General features: G+C 69.3%; 15 protein-coding genes. 5 read left to right on the top strand and 10 right to left on the bottom strand.

The window, feature by feature from the left end; all coding sequences use genetic code 11:
- Nucleotides 1-30: 30 nt before the first annotated feature.
- From qcrB to ctaE, 4 genes are all read right to left on the bottom strand, one after another.
- Nucleotides 31-1674: a cytochrome bc1 complex cytochrome b subunit gene (gene qcrB, locus O5O46_RS06775; protein WP_269854320.1), complete on the bottom strand. Its 1644-nt coding sequence runs from the start codon at nucleotides 1672-1674 to the stop codon at nucleotides 31-33.
- Complete coding sequence (qcrA, locus tag O5O46_RS06770) at nucleotides 1671-2726, bottom strand: cytochrome bc1 complex Rieske iron-sulfur subunit (RefSeq protein ID WP_269854319.1); 1056 nt, start codon at nucleotides 2724-2726, stop codon at nucleotides 1671-1673. Before qcrA ends, qcrB begins: the two co-directional genes overlap by 4 nt.
- Complete coding sequence (qcrC, locus tag O5O46_RS06765; protein WP_269854318.1) at nucleotides 2723-3529, bottom strand: cytochrome bc1 complex diheme cytochrome c subunit; 807 nt, start codon at nucleotides 3527-3529, stop codon at nucleotides 2723-2725. Before qcrC ends, qcrA begins: the two co-directional genes overlap by 4 nt.
- A 63-nt stretch (nucleotides 3530-3592) precedes the next feature.
- Nucleotides 3593-4213, bottom strand: coding sequence for an aa3-type cytochrome oxidase subunit III (gene ctaE, locus O5O46_RS06760; RefSeq protein ID WP_269854317.1), 621 nt, complete (start codon nucleotides 4211-4213; stop codon nucleotides 3593-3595).
- 270 nt (nucleotides 4214-4483) lie between these two features.
- Here ctaE and O5O46_RS06755 point away from each other — a divergent pair, with 270 nt between their 5' ends.
- Complete coding sequence (locus O5O46_RS06755) at nucleotides 4484-4891, top strand: hypothetical protein (protein WP_269854316.1); 408 nt, start codon at nucleotides 4484-4486, stop codon at nucleotides 4889-4891.
- 3 nt (nucleotides 4892-4894) lie between these two features.
- Here O5O46_RS06755 and O5O46_RS06750 read toward each other — a convergent pair whose 3' ends face one another.
- The 4 genes from O5O46_RS06750 to ctaC all read right to left on the bottom strand — a co-directional run bounded on the left by O5O46_RS06750 (nucleotide 4895) and on the right by ctaC (nucleotide 9497).
- Nucleotides 4895-6178, bottom strand: a complete 1284-nt coding sequence (locus tag O5O46_RS06750) for a L,D-transpeptidase (protein WP_269854315.1) — start codon at nucleotides 6176-6178, stop codon at nucleotides 4895-4897.
- A 168-nt stretch (nucleotides 6179-6346) separates the two neighbouring features.
- The gene (locus O5O46_RS06745) at nucleotides 6347-6745 is read right to left on the bottom strand and encodes a cytochrome c oxidase subunit 4 (protein ID WP_269854314.1); all 399 of its coding nucleotides are present in this window, start codon (nucleotides 6743-6745) and stop codon (nucleotides 6347-6349) included.
- Nucleotides 6742-8469 carry an aa3-type cytochrome oxidase subunit I gene (gene ctaD, locus O5O46_RS06740; protein WP_269854313.1) on the bottom strand — a complete coding sequence of 576 codons (1728 nt, stop codon included), beginning with the start codon at nucleotides 8467-8469 and terminating at the stop codon, nucleotides 6742-6744. Before ctaD ends, O5O46_RS06745 begins: the two co-directional genes overlap by 4 nt.
- Nucleotides 8466-9497: an aa3-type cytochrome oxidase subunit II gene (ctaC, locus tag O5O46_RS06735; RefSeq protein ID WP_269854312.1), complete on the bottom strand. Its 1032-nt coding sequence runs from the start codon at nucleotides 9495-9497 to the stop codon at nucleotides 8466-8468. Before ctaC ends, ctaD begins: the two co-directional genes overlap by 4 nt.
- Nucleotides 9498-9822: 325 nt before the next feature.
- Between ctaC and O5O46_RS06730 the strand changes: the two genes are divergently transcribed.
- The gene (locus O5O46_RS06730) at nucleotides 9823-11199 is read left to right on the top strand and encodes a cysteine desulfurase/sulfurtransferase TusA family protein (protein WP_269854311.1); all 1377 of its coding nucleotides are present in this window, start codon (nucleotides 9823-9825) and stop codon (nucleotides 11197-11199) included.
- Nucleotides 11200-11263: 64 nt separating this feature from the next.
- On the opposite strand, the gene O5O46_RS06725 is transcribed toward O5O46_RS06730, so the two are convergent.
- Nucleotides 11264-12238 carry a carbohydrate kinase family protein gene (locus tag O5O46_RS06725; protein WP_269854310.1) on the bottom strand — a complete coding sequence of 325 codons (975 nt, stop codon included), beginning with the start codon at nucleotides 12236-12238 and terminating at the stop codon, nucleotides 11264-11266.
- A 259-nt stretch (nucleotides 12239-12497) separates the two neighbouring features.
- Here O5O46_RS06725 and O5O46_RS06720 point away from each other — a divergent pair, with 259 nt between their 5' ends.
- Complete coding sequence (locus O5O46_RS06720; protein WP_269854309.1) at nucleotides 12498-12734, top strand: hypothetical protein; 237 nt, start codon at nucleotides 12498-12500, stop codon at nucleotides 12732-12734.
- 179 nt (nucleotides 12735-12913) lie between these two features.
- Nucleotides 12914-14428, top strand: a complete 1515-nt coding sequence (locus O5O46_RS06715) for a hypothetical protein (protein ID WP_269854308.1) — start codon at nucleotides 12914-12916, stop codon at nucleotides 14426-14428.
- A 66-nt stretch (nucleotides 14429-14494) separates the two neighbouring features.
- On the opposite strand, the gene O5O46_RS06710 is transcribed toward O5O46_RS06715, so the two are convergent.
- Complete coding sequence (locus O5O46_RS06710) at nucleotides 14495-14848, bottom strand: HesB/IscA family protein (RefSeq protein ID WP_269854307.1); 354 nt, start codon at nucleotides 14846-14848, stop codon at nucleotides 14495-14497.
- Nucleotides 14849-15155: 307 nt separating this feature from the next.
- On the opposite strand from O5O46_RS06710, the gene nadA reads away from it, so the two are divergent.
- A complete protein-coding gene (gene nadA / locus O5O46_RS06705; RefSeq protein ID WP_269854306.1) occupies nucleotides 15156-16343 on the top strand; it encodes a quinolinate synthase NadA in 1188 nt (395 codons plus the stop codon).

The raw sequence follows: 16343 nt of genomic DNA, 5'->3' as shown, positions 1-16343 counted from the left end.
TGTGGCGATCAGTGCCGGTTGACGGCGGGATCAGTGGTGGCCGTGGCCGCTGGTGATCTCGGCGTGCTCGGCCGCGGTCGGCTTGGGGATCTGCGCCCCCTCGCCGTACACCGCGCGCGAGAGCTTGGCGCGCAGCCTGGTCTTGCGGTCCAGCTTGCGCTCCACACCGTTCTCGTCGACCTCGGGGCCGATCTCCAGCGGCTTGGGCTGGTCGTGAGCGGTGAGGGTGTGCAACTGGTCCTGCGGCAGCGGCTCGTGCACCTCGATGAACTCACCGTGCGGCAGCCGCTTGATGATGCCGGTCTCGCGACCGTGCAGCACCTTGTCGCGGTCACGACGCTGCAGACCCAGGCAGATCCGCTTGGTGATCACGAACGTCAGCACCGGGACCAGGAAGAAGCCGATGCGGACGGTCCACGTGATGGCGTTGATCGACAGGTGGAAGTGGGTCGCCCACAGGTCGTTGCCACCACCCACCAGCAGGATCAGGTACCAGGAGATCCACGCCGCACCGAAGCCGGTGCGCACCGGGCGGTTGCGCGGCCGGTCCAGGATGTGGTGCTCGCGGTCGTCACCGGTGACCCAGGCCTCGATGAACGGCCAGACGGCGATCGTCACCAGCACCAGCGGGAAGATGATCAGCGGGATGAACACACCCAACTGGAGGGTGTGGCCCCACAGGTTGATCTCCCAGCCGGGCATGACACGGATCAGGCCCTCGGAGAAGCCCATGTACCAGTCAGGCTGCGCACCGGTGGACACCTGGTCCGGCCGGTACGGGCCGAACGCCCAGATCGGGTTGATCGTGGCGATCGCCGCGATGGCCGCGATGACGCCGAAGACCAGGAAGAAGAAGCCGCCCGCCTTCGCCATGTACACCGGCAGCAGCGGCATGCCGACCACGTTCTTGTTGGTACGGCCGGGGCCCGCCCACTGCGTGTGCTTGTGGTAGAAGACCAGGATCAGGTGGCCCACCAGCAGCGCGGCCATGATGCCCGGCAGCAGCAGGATGTGGATCGTGTAGAAGCGCGAGACGAAGTCGTGCCCGGGGAACTCGCCGCCGAACAGGAACATCTGCAGGTAGGTCCCGACGATCGGGACCGACAGGATCGCGCCCTCCATGAACCGGACACCGGTACCCGACAGCAGGTCGTCCGGCAGCGAGTAACCGGTGAAACCGGTGAACATGCCGAGGACCAGCAGCAGGAAGCCGAAGACCCAGTTGACCTCACGCGGCTTGCGGAACGCGCCGGTGAAGAACACCCGCATCATGTGCACGAGCATCGCGGCCACGAAGACCAGCGCCGCCCAGTGGTGGATCTGACGGATCAGCAGACCACCGCGCACCTCGAAGCTGATGTGCATGGTCGACTCGAAGGCCTCCGACATGCGGATGCCCTGGAGCGGTACGTAGGGGCCGTTGTAGACGACCTCCTGCATGCTCGGGTGGAAGAACAGCGTCAGGTACACACCCGTGAGGATGATGATGACGAAGCTGTAGAGCGAGACCTCACCGAGCATGAAGGACCAGTGGTCCGGGAAGATCTTGCGCATGTTGGCCTTGGCGAGGCCGTAGATACCCAGCCTGCCGTCCGCCCAGTCAGCCAACCGCTCACCGGCCGGGGCCTTGCCCCGCCGTGCGGAGGCGTTCGCCTCATGGCTTGCAGTGCTCATCCGCGCTCCCAGAAGCTCGGGCCGACGGGCTCCGCGAAGTCGCCGAGCGCTTCGAGGTAGCCCTGTGCGTTGACGCTGATCCGCAGCTGCGGCAGGGCGTGGCCCGCCGGGCCGAAGATCACCCGACCACCGTCGGAGAGGTCGAACGTCGACTGGTGGCAGGGGCACAGCACGTGATGCGTCTGCTGCTCGTAAAGGCTGATCGGGCAGCCGACGTGGGTGCAGATCTTGGAGTAGGCGACGATGCCCTGGTGCGACCACTCAAGCTCGCGCTTGTCCTTGATGTCCTCCGGGTTGAGCCGGACGATCATCAGCGCGGCCTTGGCGATGACGGTCTGGAAGTTCTCGTCGTCCTCGCTCAGGCCTTCCGGCTTGGCGAACGTCAGCGAGCCGACGCCGATGTCCTCGGGACGCAGCGGCTGATTGGTGTTCTCGTTGATCAGCTTCATGCCCTTGCGCCACGCCGTGGTCCGCAGCTTCTTCTCCGGCAGCGGGCCGAGGTCGCGCAGCAGGACGACGCCGGACAGCGGGACCAGGGACAGGGCGCCCATCATCGTGGTCCGGATCAGCTTGCGGCGGCCGTACTGGCTCTCCTTGACGCCCTGGCGGAAGTCGGCGAAGACCTTCTCGCGGACCTCGGGCGTCGCCTCGATGGCGTGCCGCTCGTCCGGGATCTCCTCGTCCGACATCAGCGTGCGGGCCCAGTGGACCGCTCCGGCGCCGATGGCGAACAGCGCGACACCGAGGGTCAGGCCCAGGGAGAAGTTCAGCGCGCTGACGTGCCCGAACGGGAAGATGTAGACGATCTTGCCGATCGGGAAGATCACGTAGGAGGCGATGAAGCCTACGGTCGCGATCATCGACAGGACGAACAGCAGCGCCACGGTGCGCTCGGAGCGCCTGGCGGTCTGTTCGTCGATGTCCTGACGGCGCGGCTCGTGGGGCGGCAGGCCCGGGTCGGCGAACGGGTCGCCGACCGGCTCGACCGCACCGTGGTGAGCGTGCTCCCGCTCACTCGGCAGGTTTGCTTCTGACATGTCCTCGTTGCTCATGACTTCCTGGCCTTTGCCGTGTGAGCGGCGACCCAAATGGCCACGGTGATCATTGCACCGAGACCGAAGACCCAGGCGAAGAGACCCTCACTGACCGGTCCGAGGCCGCCGAGCTCAAGACCACCGGGGCTCTCGCTCTTGGAGCTGTCGACCTGCCCGAGGTAGGCGACGATGTCCTTCTTGTCCTTCGACGGCAGGGTGCTGTCCGGGAAGTTGGGCATGTTCTGCGGCCCGGTCAGCATGGCCTCGTAGATGTGCTTGGGGTCGACACCGTCAAGCGTCGGTGCGAACTTGCCCTCGGACAGCGCACCACCCTTGCCGGTCGAGTTGTGGCACTGCGCGCAGTTGGTACGGAACAGCTGGCCGCCGTTGGCGATGTCGGCGCCGTCGGGGCTGTACTGCTGCTTCGACGGGATGGCCGGGCCGGGACCGAGCGAGGCGATGTACGCGGCGAGCTGGTCGATCTGGGCCTGGTCGTAGATGGCCTTCTTCCGCGGGACCTGCGCACCCGGCTGCTGGGCGGGCATACGGCCGGTGCCGACCTGGAAGTCCACCGCGGCGGCACCCACACCGACCAGGCTCGGACCGCTGTGGGTGCCCTGCCCGGAGGTGCCGTGGCAGGAGGCACAGCCCACGGAGTAGAGCTTCTTGCCCTCCTCGGTCGCTAGGGACTGCGCGGAGTCGGCCTGCGCCTTCTCAGCCGGCGCGAACGCGGCATACAGCCCCCCGGTGGCCGCAAGCGCGAAGAGTAGGACGACGAGCGCCGCCAGCGGGTGGCGCCGTCGTGCGGAGAGCTTTTTCACGGATTACCCCGGTGTCAGGATCTTCTGCGTCGATGCTTCTGGTGTGGTCCTCTGCGGACCGAATTACTTGATCAGGTAGATCGTGGCGAAGAGGCCGATCCAGACGACATCGACGAAGTGCCAGTAGTAGGACACGACGATGGCCGCCGTGGCCTGCTCGTGGGTGAACCTCTTGGCCGCGTACGTCCTGCCCAGGACCAGCAGGAAGGCGATCAGACCGCCCGTCACGTGCAACCCGTGGAAGCCGGTGGTCAGGTAGAACACCGAGCCGTAGGGGCTGGACTTCAGGGAGAGACCGTCGTGCTTCACCAGGTCGGTGTACTCGAAGATCTGCCCGCCGATGAAGATCGCGCCCATGATGAACGTGATCACGAACCAGAGGCGCAGCTTCTTCACGTCACCGCGCTCGGCGGCGAACACGCCGAGCTGGCAGGTGAGCGAGGAGAGCACCAGGACCGTGGTGTTCACTGACGAGAACGGCACGTTCAGCGCGTCGTTCTGGCTGTGCCAGAAGGCCGTGCCGGTCACCGATCGCAGGGTGAAGTACATCGCGAAGAGGGCCGCGAAGAACATCAGCTCGGAACTCAACCAGATGATGGTTCCCACGCTGACGAGGTTCGGCCGGTTGACCGACGGGTGCGCGTGCCCGGTTTCTACTGCTGTTGCTGTCGCCACGACCGACATTATGTCGGTCGCTTATCTCGCGCTCACTCCGGGGGGTGCGATTCGGTGTGTCAAGGGCTGTTCGGCGACTCGCGTGGCGTACCGCGCCCGTCCCTCGAAGGAGCGAAGCCGCGGCCGTCCTCGGCCCGTCCGCCCAGCCCACGCCCGCTGCTGACGGCACGTCGGGAGTTTCCCGTACCGTTCCGGGCGGGCCGTGGCGGGAGTAGCATCGCCGCGACCGCGCCGCGGTCACCGGCCGCGCGGCGAACCTCGACGAGGAGGCTGAAGCCCATGCAGCAGACCGCCACGGTGCTCGTCTACAGCGACGACAGGAATACCCGGGAGCAGGTCCGGCTGGCGGTCGGGCGCCAGCCCGCGGCGGACGTGCCGCGGGTGGAGTTCGTGGAGTGCGCCACGGTCCCGGCCGTGCTGTCCGAGTTGGACAAGGGCGGGATCGACGTCTGCGTGCTGGACGGCGAGGCGGTCCCGGCCGGCGGCATGGGGGTGTGCCGCCAGATCAAGGACGAGGTCTTCCGTTGCCCGCCGGTGCTGCTGCTGATGGGGCGCCCGCAGGATGCCTGGCTGGCCACCTGGAGCCGGGCGGACGCCGCCGTGTCCCACCCGATCGATCCGATGGCGCTGGCCGAGGCGCTGGCGGGCTTGCTGCGCGACCGGGACCGCTCGCCCGCCAACACCTGACGGTCACATCCGCGGGGTGAGCCGTGCCGGGCTGGTCGGCCGCGGCGCGGAGGGGTTCTGGCCGCCGGGCCGGTTGACGCCGCGGGCGCCCATCGCGCTGCCCTTCGTCCACTGGTCCCACGTCAGGTTCCAGTCGCCGAAGCCGTTGCCGAACGGTTCCATGCTGGCGCCCTGGCTGTTGACCACCTGGACGATGTCTCCGTTGCGCACCTGGTCGAAGAACCAGTGCGCGTTCTCGGTGCTCATGCCCGTGCAGCCGTGGCTGACGTTGTCCGAGCCCTGCGAGCCCACCGACCAGGGCGCGGCGTGCACGAACTCACCGCTCCAGGTGACCCGGGTGGCCCAGTGCACCGGCAGGTCGTAGGAGTCCGAACTGCCTTCGGCTATGCCTATCGTGCTGCTCTTCATGCGGACGAAGGACTCCTTGTCCAGCACCACCTTGATGCCGTTGCGGGTGGAGAAGCCCGGTTTGCCGGTGGTCACCGGGATGATGCGCTGGACCTTGCCGTTGCGGCTGAGGGTGAGGTGGTGCGCCGCGGCGTCGGTCACCGCGATGACCTGGTCGCCGGTGTGCAGCGTCACGGGTTTGGCCTCGCCGCCGTAGAGCTGACCCTGTATTCGGGCACCGAGCAGGGTGCTGGTGACGTTGATCCTGGCGTCGGTCGGCCAGAACTCGCGCGGCCGGTAGTGCAGGGTGCGGTCGTCCACCCAGTGCCAGGCGCCGGTGACCGCCGGGACGGAGCTGACGTGCAGGGCGCTCTCCACGACCACCCGGGCGGCCGGATCCTTGACCGGTTGGCTGAGTTCGGCGGTTATGGGCTGTCCGACACCGTAGTCGCCGGAGTCCGGGCCGAGTTTGACGCCGAGGGTGTCACGGGCGGGCCGGGTGTCGAAGGCGATGCTCTGGCGGCCCTGGGCGCCGTTGGCGTTCTCGGTGCTCACCCGGACCGTGTAGTGGGCGCCTGCGGCGAACGGAGAGGTGCTGTGCCATCTGGTGCGGTCGGCGCCGAGTTCGCCGCGCACGAAGTGTCCTGCGGCGTCGGTGGCTGTCACGTCGGTGATCCGGTTGCCGTCGCCCTTGATGGATATGTCCAGAGGCCTGTTCGGGTCGACCTGGCGACTGCCGTCCCCGGTGCTGTACGAGACCTGTCCCGCCGCGTCGTACGGCGCGGCGGCCAGCGGGTTCCCCGATCCCCCGCAGGCGGTTAGCTCGGCCGCCAGCGGCGCCAGCAGCGCCAGGTACGAAAGACGGCATATCACCCAGTGACCGCGAGATATCTGACTCATGGTCACAAGGTAAGAAATATCACCCGTCCCCGCGCGTCGCGTTCCGGCAATCGGGGAGCCGTACCGCCACGCGGGCGAGGTCACGCCCCCCGTACGGCGCAAGGGCCGGGGCCCGGACCCGCTGTGGAAGCGGTGTCCGGGCCCCGGCCCTGCGGTCTGTCCTACGGCTCAGTAGCGCTGGTCCGCGCCACGGTAGTACTCGAACACCCAGCCGAAGATGCCGACCAGGATGAACGGGGCGGAGAAGTACATCAGCCACCAGCCGAAGATGATGCCCAGGAAGGCCAGCGCACCACCGACGGCGAGGGCCAGCGGCTGCCAGCTGTGCGGGCTGAAGAAGCCCAGCTCACCGGCGTCGTCCGCGACATCGGCGTCCGGCCGGTCCTGCGCACCGGTGTCGGCGCGGCGCGCGGTGAAGGCCAGGTAGTAGCCGATCATCACGCTCAGGCCGAAGGCCAGGAAGAGGGCCGTGGTGCCCGCGGGCTCGTGGGACCACACGCCGTACACGATGGCCATCAGCAGGATGAACACCGCCAGCCACAGGAACATCTTGCCCTGGATCTTCACTTTCCGGCCTCCTTACCCTCGGCACCGGCCAGGGCCTTCTCGCCGTGGGCTTCGAGCTCCAGCGCGGCGATCTCCGGGTGGTGGAGGTCGAACGCCGGGGATTCGGAGCGGATGCGCGGCAGCGTGAGGAAGTTGTGCCGCGGCGGCGGGCAGGACGTCGCCCATTCGAGCGAACGGCCGTAGCCCCACGGGTCGTCGACCTCGACCTTCTTGCCGTACTTGGCGGTCTTCCACACGTTGTAGAAGAACGGCAGCATCGACAGGCCGAGCAGGAACGAGCTGATGGACGAGATGGTGTTCAGCGTGGTGAAGCCGTCCGCCGCCAGGTAGTCCGCGTAGCGGCGCGGCATGCCCTCGACGCCCAGCCAGTGCTGGACCAGGAACGTGCCGTGGAAGCCGATGAACAGCGTCCAGAAGGTGATCTTGCCGAGCCGCTCGTCGAGCATCTTGCCGGTCATCTTCGGCCACCAGAAGTGGAAGCCGGCGAACATCGCGAAGACCACGGTGCCGAAGACCACGTAGTGGAAGTGCGCCACCACGAAGTACGAGTCGGAGATGTGGAAGTCCAGCGGCGGCGCGGCCAGGATGACACCGGTCAGACCACCGAAGGTGAAGGTGATCAGGAAGCCGATCGCCCACAGCATCGGGGTCTCGAAACTCAGCGACCCCTTCCACATCGTGCCGATCCAGTTGAAGAACTTCACACCGGTCGGCACCGCGATCAGGAACGTCATGAAGGAGAAGAACGGCAGCAGCACACCACCGGTGACGTACATGTGGTGCGCCCACACGGTCACCGACAGACCGGCGATGGTGATGGTCGCGGCCACCAGGCCGATGTAGCCGAACATCGGCTTGCGGCTGAAGACCGGAATGACCTCACTGATGATGCCGAAGAACGGCAACGCGATGATGTACACCTCTGGATGGCCGAAGAACCAGAAGAGGTGTTGCCACAGCAGCGCACCGCCGTTGGCCGCGTCGAAGACATGCGCCCCGAACTTGCGGTCCGCCTCCAGGGCCAGCAGCGCGGCGGCCAGCACCGGGAAGGCGAGCAGCACCAGCACCGCGGTCAGCAGCACGTTCCAGCAGAAGATCGGCATCCGGAACATCGTCATGCCCGGAGCGCGCATGCAGATGATCGTGGTGATGAAGTTGACCGCACCGAGGATCGTGCCGAAGCCGGAGAGGGCCAGACCCATGATCCACATGTCCGAGCCGACACCCGGCGAGCGGACCGCGTCCGACAGCGGCGAGTAGGCGAACCAGCCGAAGTCAGCCGCACCCTGCGGGGTGAGGAAGCCACCGACCGCGATCAGCGAGCCGAACAGGTACAGCCAGTAGGCGAACATGTTCAGCCGCGGGAACGCCACGTCGGGCGCGCCGATCTGCAGCGGCATGATCCAGTTGGTGAAGCCCGCGAACAGCGGCGTCGCGAACATCAGCAGCATGATCGTGCCGTGCATCGTGAACGCCTGGTTGAACTGCTCGGTCGACATGATCTGCAGACCGGGGCGAGCCAGCTCGGCGCGCATCAGCAGCGCCATGATGCCGCCGATGATGAAGAAGCCGAACGACGTCACCAGGTACAGCGAGCCGATCGTCTTGTGGTCGGTGGTGGTCAGCCACTTCACGACCGCGTTGCCCGGCTGCTTTCGCCGTACCGGCGGCAGCTCGGTGGCTCCGCCGACGGCAGCACCCTGGGGTTCGTTGAGGATGCTCACTTGTCACTCTCCGACTGGCTGTTGCCCGGCGTGCCGGTACCCGTCTGGTTGACGGTCGTGCTGCCCGGCTGCCGGTTCGTCTTCGCGTCGCGCGTGTTACCCGTGGTCGGGATGCCCGCCGGGAGGTAGCCGGTCTGTCCCTTGCTCGCGAGGTCCTTCAGGTGCGCCTGGTACTGGGCCGGGGTGACGACCTTGACGTTGAACAGCATCCTGGAGTGGTCGACACCGCACAGCTCCGCGCACTTGCCCATGAAGGTGCCGAGCTTGTTCGGGGTGACCTGGAAGACGTTGGTGTGGCCGGGGATGACGTCCATCTTCATCAGGAACGGCACCACCCAGAAGGAGTGGATGACGTCCCGCGAGGTGAGGACGAACTTGACCGTCTGGCCCTCGGGAAGCCACAGCGTCGGGCCGGGGCTGGGGTTGCCCGGGTCCCACTCGGCCGGGGTGCCGGTCTCGTAGACACCGCCGGCGTTCGCGGGCATGCCCTGCAGGGCGGTCGGCGGGATGCTCGACAGCTCGGCCGGGACGGCGGTCGGGGACTTCGGGCTGCCCGGCACGTCCTCGATGTAGTTGAACGCCCAGCTCCACTGGAAGCCCACCACGTTGATGATGTGGTCGGGCTTCTTGGAGGTCTCCAGAAGCTTGGACTCGTCACGGGCGGTGAAGTAGAACAGCACCGCGATGATGACGAGGGGGACCACGGTGTACAGCGCCTCAAGCGGCATGTTGTACCGGGTCTGAGTGGGCACCTCGATCTTCGTCCGGCTGCGCCGGTGGAAGATCACGGACCAGATGATCAGGCCCCAGACGAGCACACCGGTCGCCAGTGCGGCGGCCCAGGAGCCCTGCCAGAGCGAAAGGATTCGCGGTGCCTCTTCTGTGGCGGGGCTGGGCATGCCGAGGCGGGGGAAGTCCTTGTAGGTGCAACCGGTAGCGGTCACCAGGACCAGGCCCGCGGCCAACGCCTGCGGCAACCGCCGCCGCATCGGGCGCCGCGACTTGCGGTCGGAGCCGTTGGGACTCACGTAGCGCCTTCCCGAGAGTCTCGCCCGCGCGCCCCGGATCCCGGCCGTTGCGTGCGGTCGGCGCCCTGGCGCGGGCAGGGTTTGGATGTTTATGCGGACCAAACCCTACTGGACGCTTATCGGGGCCACGCGGGGAGGGGTCCCAACGCGCCGGACCGGCCGGAGGATGGCCCCCGAAGGGGTGGAATCCCCCACTCCGAGGGCCAATTGACGGAGCGCTGGGCGGGTGGCGGTTTGCGTGGTTTGCCGGATGTCGCCTTCGGGGGCGCACGGGCCGGGCGACCGGCGTTCCGCCTGGTCGGCCGGGAGGGGTAGCGTCGGGAGCGTGCCTTACTTCGACGTGGCGTCCACCGCCCCGCTGCACCCCGTCGCCCGGCAGGCGCTGCTGGCGGCGCTGGACGAGGGGTGGGCCGACCCGGCCCGACTGTACCGGGAGGGGCGGCGGGCCCGGATGCTGCTGGACGCCGCGCGGCAGACGGCGGCGGAAGCGGTCGGCTGCCGCCCCGACGAGCTGAGCTTCACCTCTTCGGGCACCCGGGCGGTGCACACCGCCGTCGCCGGGGCGCTGGCGGGACGCCGCCGGACGGGCCGTCACCTCGTGGTGTCCGCCGTGGAGCACTCGTCGGTGCTGCACGCGGCCGAGGCGCACGAGGCGGACGGCGGCACGGCCACCGAGGTGGGCGTCGACCGCACGGGGCGGGCGGCGCCCGAGGCGTACCGGGCGGCGCTGCGTCCCGACACCGCGCTGGCCTGCCTGCAGTCGGCCAACCACGAGGTGGGCACGGTGCAGCCGGTGTCCGAGGTGGCGGCGGTCTGCCGGGAGGCGGGGGTACCGCTACTGGTGGACGCGGCACAGTCGTTGGGGTGGGAGCCGGTGCCGGGCGACTGGTCGCTGCTGACGGCCAGTGCCCACAAATGGGGTGGTCCGCCGGGAGTTGGGCTGCTGGCGGTGCGCAAGGGGGTGCGGTTCGCGGCGCCCGCGCCCGCGGACGAACGGGAGCGCGGACGGGCGCCCGGCTTCGAGAACCTTCCGGCGATCGTGGCCGCGGCGGCGTCGCTGCGCGCGGTACGGGACGAGGCCGCGGCCGAACGCGAGCGGCTGGCCGCCCTGGTGGACCGGATCCGCGCGCGGGTTCCGCAACTCGTCCCGGACGTCGACGTGGTGGGCGATCCGGTGCGGCGGCTGCCGCACCTGGTCACCTTCTCCTGTCTGTATGTCGACGGTGAGGCGCTGTTGGGCGAGCTGGACCGGTCCGGTTTCGCGGTCTCGTCCGGTTCGTCCTGTACCTCCAGCACGTTGACGCCGAGCCATGTGCTGCGGGCGATGGGCGTGCTGTCGGAGGGCAACGTACGGGTTTCGCTGCCGCGGGGCACGACCGGGGCGGACGTCGACCACTTCCTCGACGTGCTGCCCGCGGCGGTACGGCGGGTACGCGGGCACCTCGAGGAGACGGCCGGCGCTCCGGCCGAGGGCGGCGCCGACCTGGTCCTGGACACACTGGGCAAGCGGTGCCCGATCCCGGTGATCGAACTCGCCAAGGTGATCGGCGACGTTCCGATGGGGGGCACGGTGACGGTCCTGTCCGACGACGAGGCGGCGCGCCTCGACATCCCCGCCTGGTGCGACATGCGCGACCAGCAGTACGCCGGCGAACGCCCGGTCCCGGGCGGCACGGCCTACGTGGTCCGCCGCCGCACGTAACCCGCCCGCGGAGGGTGGCTGCCGTCCGCACGCCGTCGCCAGGAGCCCCACGGGGCGGCGCCCGTTACGCCAGGTGCACCCGCAGCTCCGCCGCCGCCTGCTCCCCGTACGCCTTGGTGAACCGCTCCAGGAAGTGCGCCCTGCGCAACTCGTACTCCTGGGTGCCCAGGGTCTCGATGACCAAGGTCGCCAGCATGCAGCCCACCTGCGCCGACCGCTCAAGGCCCAGCTGCCAGGCCAGGCCCGTCAGGAAGCCCGCGCGGAAGGCGTCGCCCACGCCGGTCGGGTCGACCTTGCGCTCCTCCTCCGCGCAGCCGACCTCGATCGGTGCCTCCCCGGCCCGTTCGATCCGTACGCCGTTCGCACCGAGCGTGGTCACCCGGGTGCCGACCTTCGCCAGCACCTCCTCCGGTGACCAGCCGGTCTTGCTCTGGATCAGCGCCGCCTCGTACTCGTTGGTGAAGAGGTAGTCCGCCCCCTCCACCAGCAGCCGGATCTCGTCACCGTCCAGCCGGGCGAGCTGCTGCGACGGGTCCGCGGCGAACGCGAGGCCGCGGGTCCGGCACTCCTGCGTGTGCCGCAGCATCGCCTGCGGGTCGTCCGCGCCGATCACCACCAGGTCGAGCCCGCCCACCCGCTCGGCGATCGGCTGGAGCTCGATCTGCCGGGCCTCGCTCATCGCACCGGTGTAGAAGGACGCGATCTGGTTGTGGTCGGCGTCCGTGGTGCACACGAAGCGCGCCGTGTGCAGCACCTCGGAGATCCGTACCGACTCGGTGTCCACGTTGTGCCGGTCGAGCCACGCCCGGTACTCGCTGAAGTCCGAGCCCGCGGCGCCGACCAGGATCGGCCGCAGCCCGAGCACGCCCATGCCGAAGCAGATGTTCGGCGCGACCCCGCCGCGCCGCACGTCCAGGGTGTCGACCAGGAAGGAGAGCGAGACCGTGTGCAACTGGTCGGCCACCAGCTGGTCGGCGAAGCGGCCGGGGAAGGTCATCAGGTGGTCGGTGGCGATGGAGCCGGTGACAGCGATACGCACGACGGGTGTGCTCCTGCGGTGGGGGCGATGGCGGGCTGGACTGCTGGTGGCGGGTGGGCCTACTGGACCAGCCAACGCTACCGGGTCGCCATGCGGCGCCGGTACCGAACCGTTCCGGCCAGGACCGGCTGGCCGAGGATCACGCCTCCGGGGGCTCTCCAGGAAATTACCGGAAAGTACTGCTTTCCACCCCAGTAAACGGTGCCTAAAGTCACCAGTGCGCACGATTCCCTCGCGCCCCTCAGAACCGGGAGCCACCATGTCCGAGCAGGCCGAACACCCCGAGCTCACCGAACTGCCTGGTGTGCCCGGCTTCCCGGGTACGGAGTCCGGCTCCCCCGCGGATCTGCTGGACGACTGCCGCCGCATCGCCTCCCGCTGGGCGACAGCCCACCTGGATGCGGCGCCTCCGGTTCCGCCATCGTCCATTCACGGTACGAAGGTCCCCGCCGCCTCCGCGCACGCCGTCGAGGAAATGTCCGAATACGGCAGCTGAACCCAGGCCGGAACACATCAGTCCGCCCGCCCCGCGGCAGTCCGCCGCACCCCTGAAGCAGCCCACCGCGCTCCGAAGCTGTACGCGGAACCGTACGGCACTCGGCTCCGTCCAAGTCACGTCCGCCACAGGGCGGATGGTGACATCCACACCGTCACGGAGCCGAAAGGAGCTGAACGGTGGGCATCGAGCGCACCCCGGAGAGCAGGCCCGGGAACGGGTCACCAGCCGGTACGTCCGGCGTGTCGGAGCGAACCGGTGAGCACCGCGGGCGCCGATCGCCGCTGGCCGTGGCACTGGTCGCGGGGGCGGTCCTGGTGGCGGGCGGCGGCAGCGCCTACTGGGCGGCGTCGGCCGCCAGCGGCGCCCCCGGCCCGGCGGCGCCCGGCGCCGGGTCCGGCCCGGCGCCACTGGCGCTGAGCGGCTGGGGCCAGAGCGACGCGGGCACCCCGGGGGTGCGGTACCAGCCGACCGGAACCCTGCCGTCCGGTCCCGGCTCGGCCCCCGTCTATCAGGCACGCGGCCAGGTCTCCCGGGACGACGTGGCCAAGCTCGCGACCGCGCTCGGCGTGTCCGGCCCGATCGTGCTGGACCACGGCCTGTGGCGGGCCGCCCCGAGCCACAACGCGCCGGGCCCGACGTTGCAGGTGACCCAACAGGCGCCCGGCAGTTGGGCGTTCGCGCGGAACGGGGCTGGCACCGGATGCCACCCGTCCACCGCGAGCGGCGGCGCGGGCGGTGCCGGGCAGGCTGTCTGCTACTCCCCCGAGGACGCCATGCGGTCGACGGCGCCCGCGGTCCCGTCCCCCGGCCCGGCCGTACCGCCCGACCAGGCGAAGCGTGCCGTCGCCCCGGTGTTGACGGCGCTCGGCCTGGGCGGGGCGCGGGTGGACGCCTCGCGGGCGGCGGGCGGTGTGCGCACCGTCGAGGTTGACCCGGTGGTGGGCGGTCTGCCGACGCACGGCTGGCAGACCATGCTCCAGGTGGGCCCGGACGGGCGGCTGCTGAGCGGTTCGGGGCGGCTGGCGGCGCTGGCCCGGGGCGCCGCGTATCCGGTGGTGAGCGCGCGGCGGGCGCTGGACGAGCTGAACGGCTCCGGTGCCACCCCGGGCACCGGTCCGTGCCGCACCATGCACCCGGGCGCCACGGGCCTGTCGGGCGCCGACCCCGGTGGCCCCGCCGATCCCGGAGACCTTCCGGTGCGCCCTTCCACGCGCTGCGTCACCGGCGCCCCGCTGACGTTCGACGTACGGGCGGCGCGGTTCGGGCTGTCCGCGCAGTTCGTGGGCGGGCAGTCGGAGCTGGTGCCGTCCTGGCTGTTCCAGGTGGCCCAGCCCGCGGCCCAGCAGCCCGTCGAGATCGCCCAGCCAGCGGTGGACCCGAAGTACGTCGCGCCCCCGCCCAGCGCGGCGCCGTCGCCGGGCACCGCCACGCACGTCGAGTCCTACGCGGCGGACAGCCGCACGCTCACTCTGCGCTTCTGGGGCGGGGTGTGTTCGACGTACTCGGCGAGCGTGGTCAGCCAGTCGGCCGACGCGGTGAAGGTCCGGATCACCAGTTCCGCCAAGGACCCCGCGCGGATCTGCGTGATGCTGGCGAAGTCGATCAGCGAGCGGGTGACGCTGGACGCTCCGCTCGGCACCCGTACGGTCTACGACGCCTCGGACGGCCGGGCGGTGCCGCAGCGCGGCTGAACGGCGCCGGATACGCGAGCGGCGGTGCCCCGGCCTGGGGGGCACCGCCGCATGGTCGCGTAGGACTCAGTGGAACGAGTCGCCGCAGGCGCAGGAGCCCGTGGCGTTCGGGTTGTCGATGGTGAAGCCCTGCTTCTCGATGGTGTCCACGAAGTCGATCGAGGCACCGCCGAGGTACGGGGCGCTCATCCGGTCGGTGACGACCTTGACGCCGCCGAAGTCCTTCACGACGTCGCCGTCGAGCGAGCGCTCGTCGAAGAACAGCTGGTAGCGCAGACCGGAGCAGCCTCCGGGCTGAACCGCGACACGCAGCGCGAGGTCTTCGCGGCCTTCCTGTTCGAGCAGGCTCTTGACCTTGGCCGCGGCGGCGTCGGACAGGATGATGCCCTCGCTTGCGGTGGTCTCGTCCTGAACCGTCATCTGTTCACTCCCGGGTTTCTACGCAACGTCGGTCTTTCTGCCGCCGACTGGAACCGCCGCCGCCCGGAAAAAATTCCGGGTCGGATCCGGCATCCCACTCACGCCTTCCATTCATGCTCGCACACCGCTCACGGCAAGGTCACCTCATGGCCCGGGCGGATCAACCCGTTGGCCAGAACGAGCCGGATACGTCACATCGACACGATGCCCATCGTCAATCTGACGCGAACCGGCTATGATAGATAGCGTCAGTTAGACGAAAAGGTGCATGTCGACAGCACGTGCCAAGAGAAAGGGCGCCCCGCCCGTGACCACCACCGAACCCCTGGCCCCCGGATCGCTGGACGTCCAGCCCACGCCGCTCGCCCTGCTGCTGCTCGGCCGCGAGGCGGACCCCAAGAGCGAGCGGGGAGTGGAGTGCCCCGGCGACCTGCCCGCGCCCTCCGACCCCGACCTCGTCGAGCGCGCCCGGGCGGCCAAGGCGAAGCTCGGCGAGCGGGTCTTCGTGCTCGGTCACCACTACCAGCGCGACGAGGTCATCGAGTTCGCGGACGTCACGGGTGACTCGTTCAAGCTGGCCAGGGACGCCGCGGCGCGCCCGCAGGCGGAGTACATCGTCTTCTGCGGTGTGCACTTCATGGCCGAAAGCGCGGACATCCTGACCACCGCCGACCAGCAGGTCATCCTGCCGGACCTGGCCGCGGGCTGCTCGATGGCCGACATGGCCAGCGCCGAGCAGGTCGCCGAGTGCTGGGACGTGCTGACCGAGGCCGGGGTCGCGGACGTCACCGTGCCGGTCTCGTACATGAACTCCTCGGCCGACATCAAGGCGTTCACCGGACGGCACGGCGGCACCATCTGCACCTCCTCCAACGCCAAGCGCGCGCTGGAATGGGCGTTCTCCCAGGGAGAGAAGGTGCTGTTCCTGCCGGACCAGCACCTCGGGCGCAACACCGCGGTCCGCGAGATGGGCTTCGCTCTCGACGACTGCGTGGTCTACAACCCGCACAAGCCGGGCGGCGGGGTCACCCCCGAACAGCTGCGGGCGGCCAAGATGATCCTGTGGCGCGGGCACTGCTCGGTGCACGGCCGGTTCTCGCTGGACTCGGTGGAGGACGTACGGTCCCGGATACCCGGGGTGAACGTGCTGGTGCACCCCGAGTGCAAGCACGAGGTCGTGGCCGCGGCCGACTACGTGGGCTCTACCGAGTACATCATCAAGGCGCTGGAAGCCGCCCCCGCCGGTTCCTCCTGGGCCATCGGCACCGAGCTCAACCTGGTGCGGCGGCTGGCGAAGGCGCACCCGGACAAGCGGATCGTCTTCCTCGACAAGACCGTCTGCTTCTGCTCGACCATGAACCGGATCGACCTGCCGCACCTGGTGTGGGCGCTGGAGTCGCTGGCCGAGGGCACCGTGGTCAACCGCATCGTGGTGGACGAGGAGACCGAGCACTACGCCAAGCTCGCCCTGGAGCAGATGCTGGCACTGCCGTAA

It is taken from the genome of Streptomyces sp. RPT161 (assembly GCF_027533845.1).
Lineage (GTDB): Bacteria > Actinomycetota > Actinomycetes > Streptomycetales > Streptomycetaceae > Streptantibioticus_A > Streptantibioticus_A silvisoli_A.
This window is presented reverse-complemented; position numbering and strand designations above follow the sequence as displayed.

Bases quoted from the DNA above. Each gene is read 5' to 3' on its own strand.
- qcrB (WP_269854320.1), bottom strand. From the start codon at position 1,674: ATGAGCACTGCAAGCCATGAGGCGAACGCCTCCGCACGGCGGGGCAAG.
- qcrA (WP_269854319.1), bottom strand. From the start codon at position 2,726: ATGAGCAACGAGGACATGTCAGAAGCAAACCTGCCGAGTGAGCGGGAG.
- ctaE (WP_269854317.1), bottom strand. From the start codon at position 4,213: ATGTCGGTCGTGGCGACAGCAACAGCAGTAGAAACCGGGCACGCGCAC.
- O5O46_RS06755 (WP_269854316.1), top strand. From the start codon at position 4,484: ATGCAGCAGACCGCCACGGTGCTCGTCTACAGCGACGACAGGAATACC.
- O5O46_RS06750 (WP_269854315.1), bottom strand. From the start codon at position 6,178: ATGAGTCAGATATCTCGCGGTCACTGGGTGATATGCCGTCTTTCGTAC.
- O5O46_RS06720 (WP_269854309.1), top strand. From the start codon at position 12,498: ATGTCCGAGCAGGCCGAACACCCCGAGCTCACCGAACTGCCTGGTGTG.
- O5O46_RS06710 (WP_269854307.1), bottom strand. From the start codon at position 14,848: ATGACGGTTCAGGACGAGACCACCGCAAGCGAGGGCATCATCCTGTCC.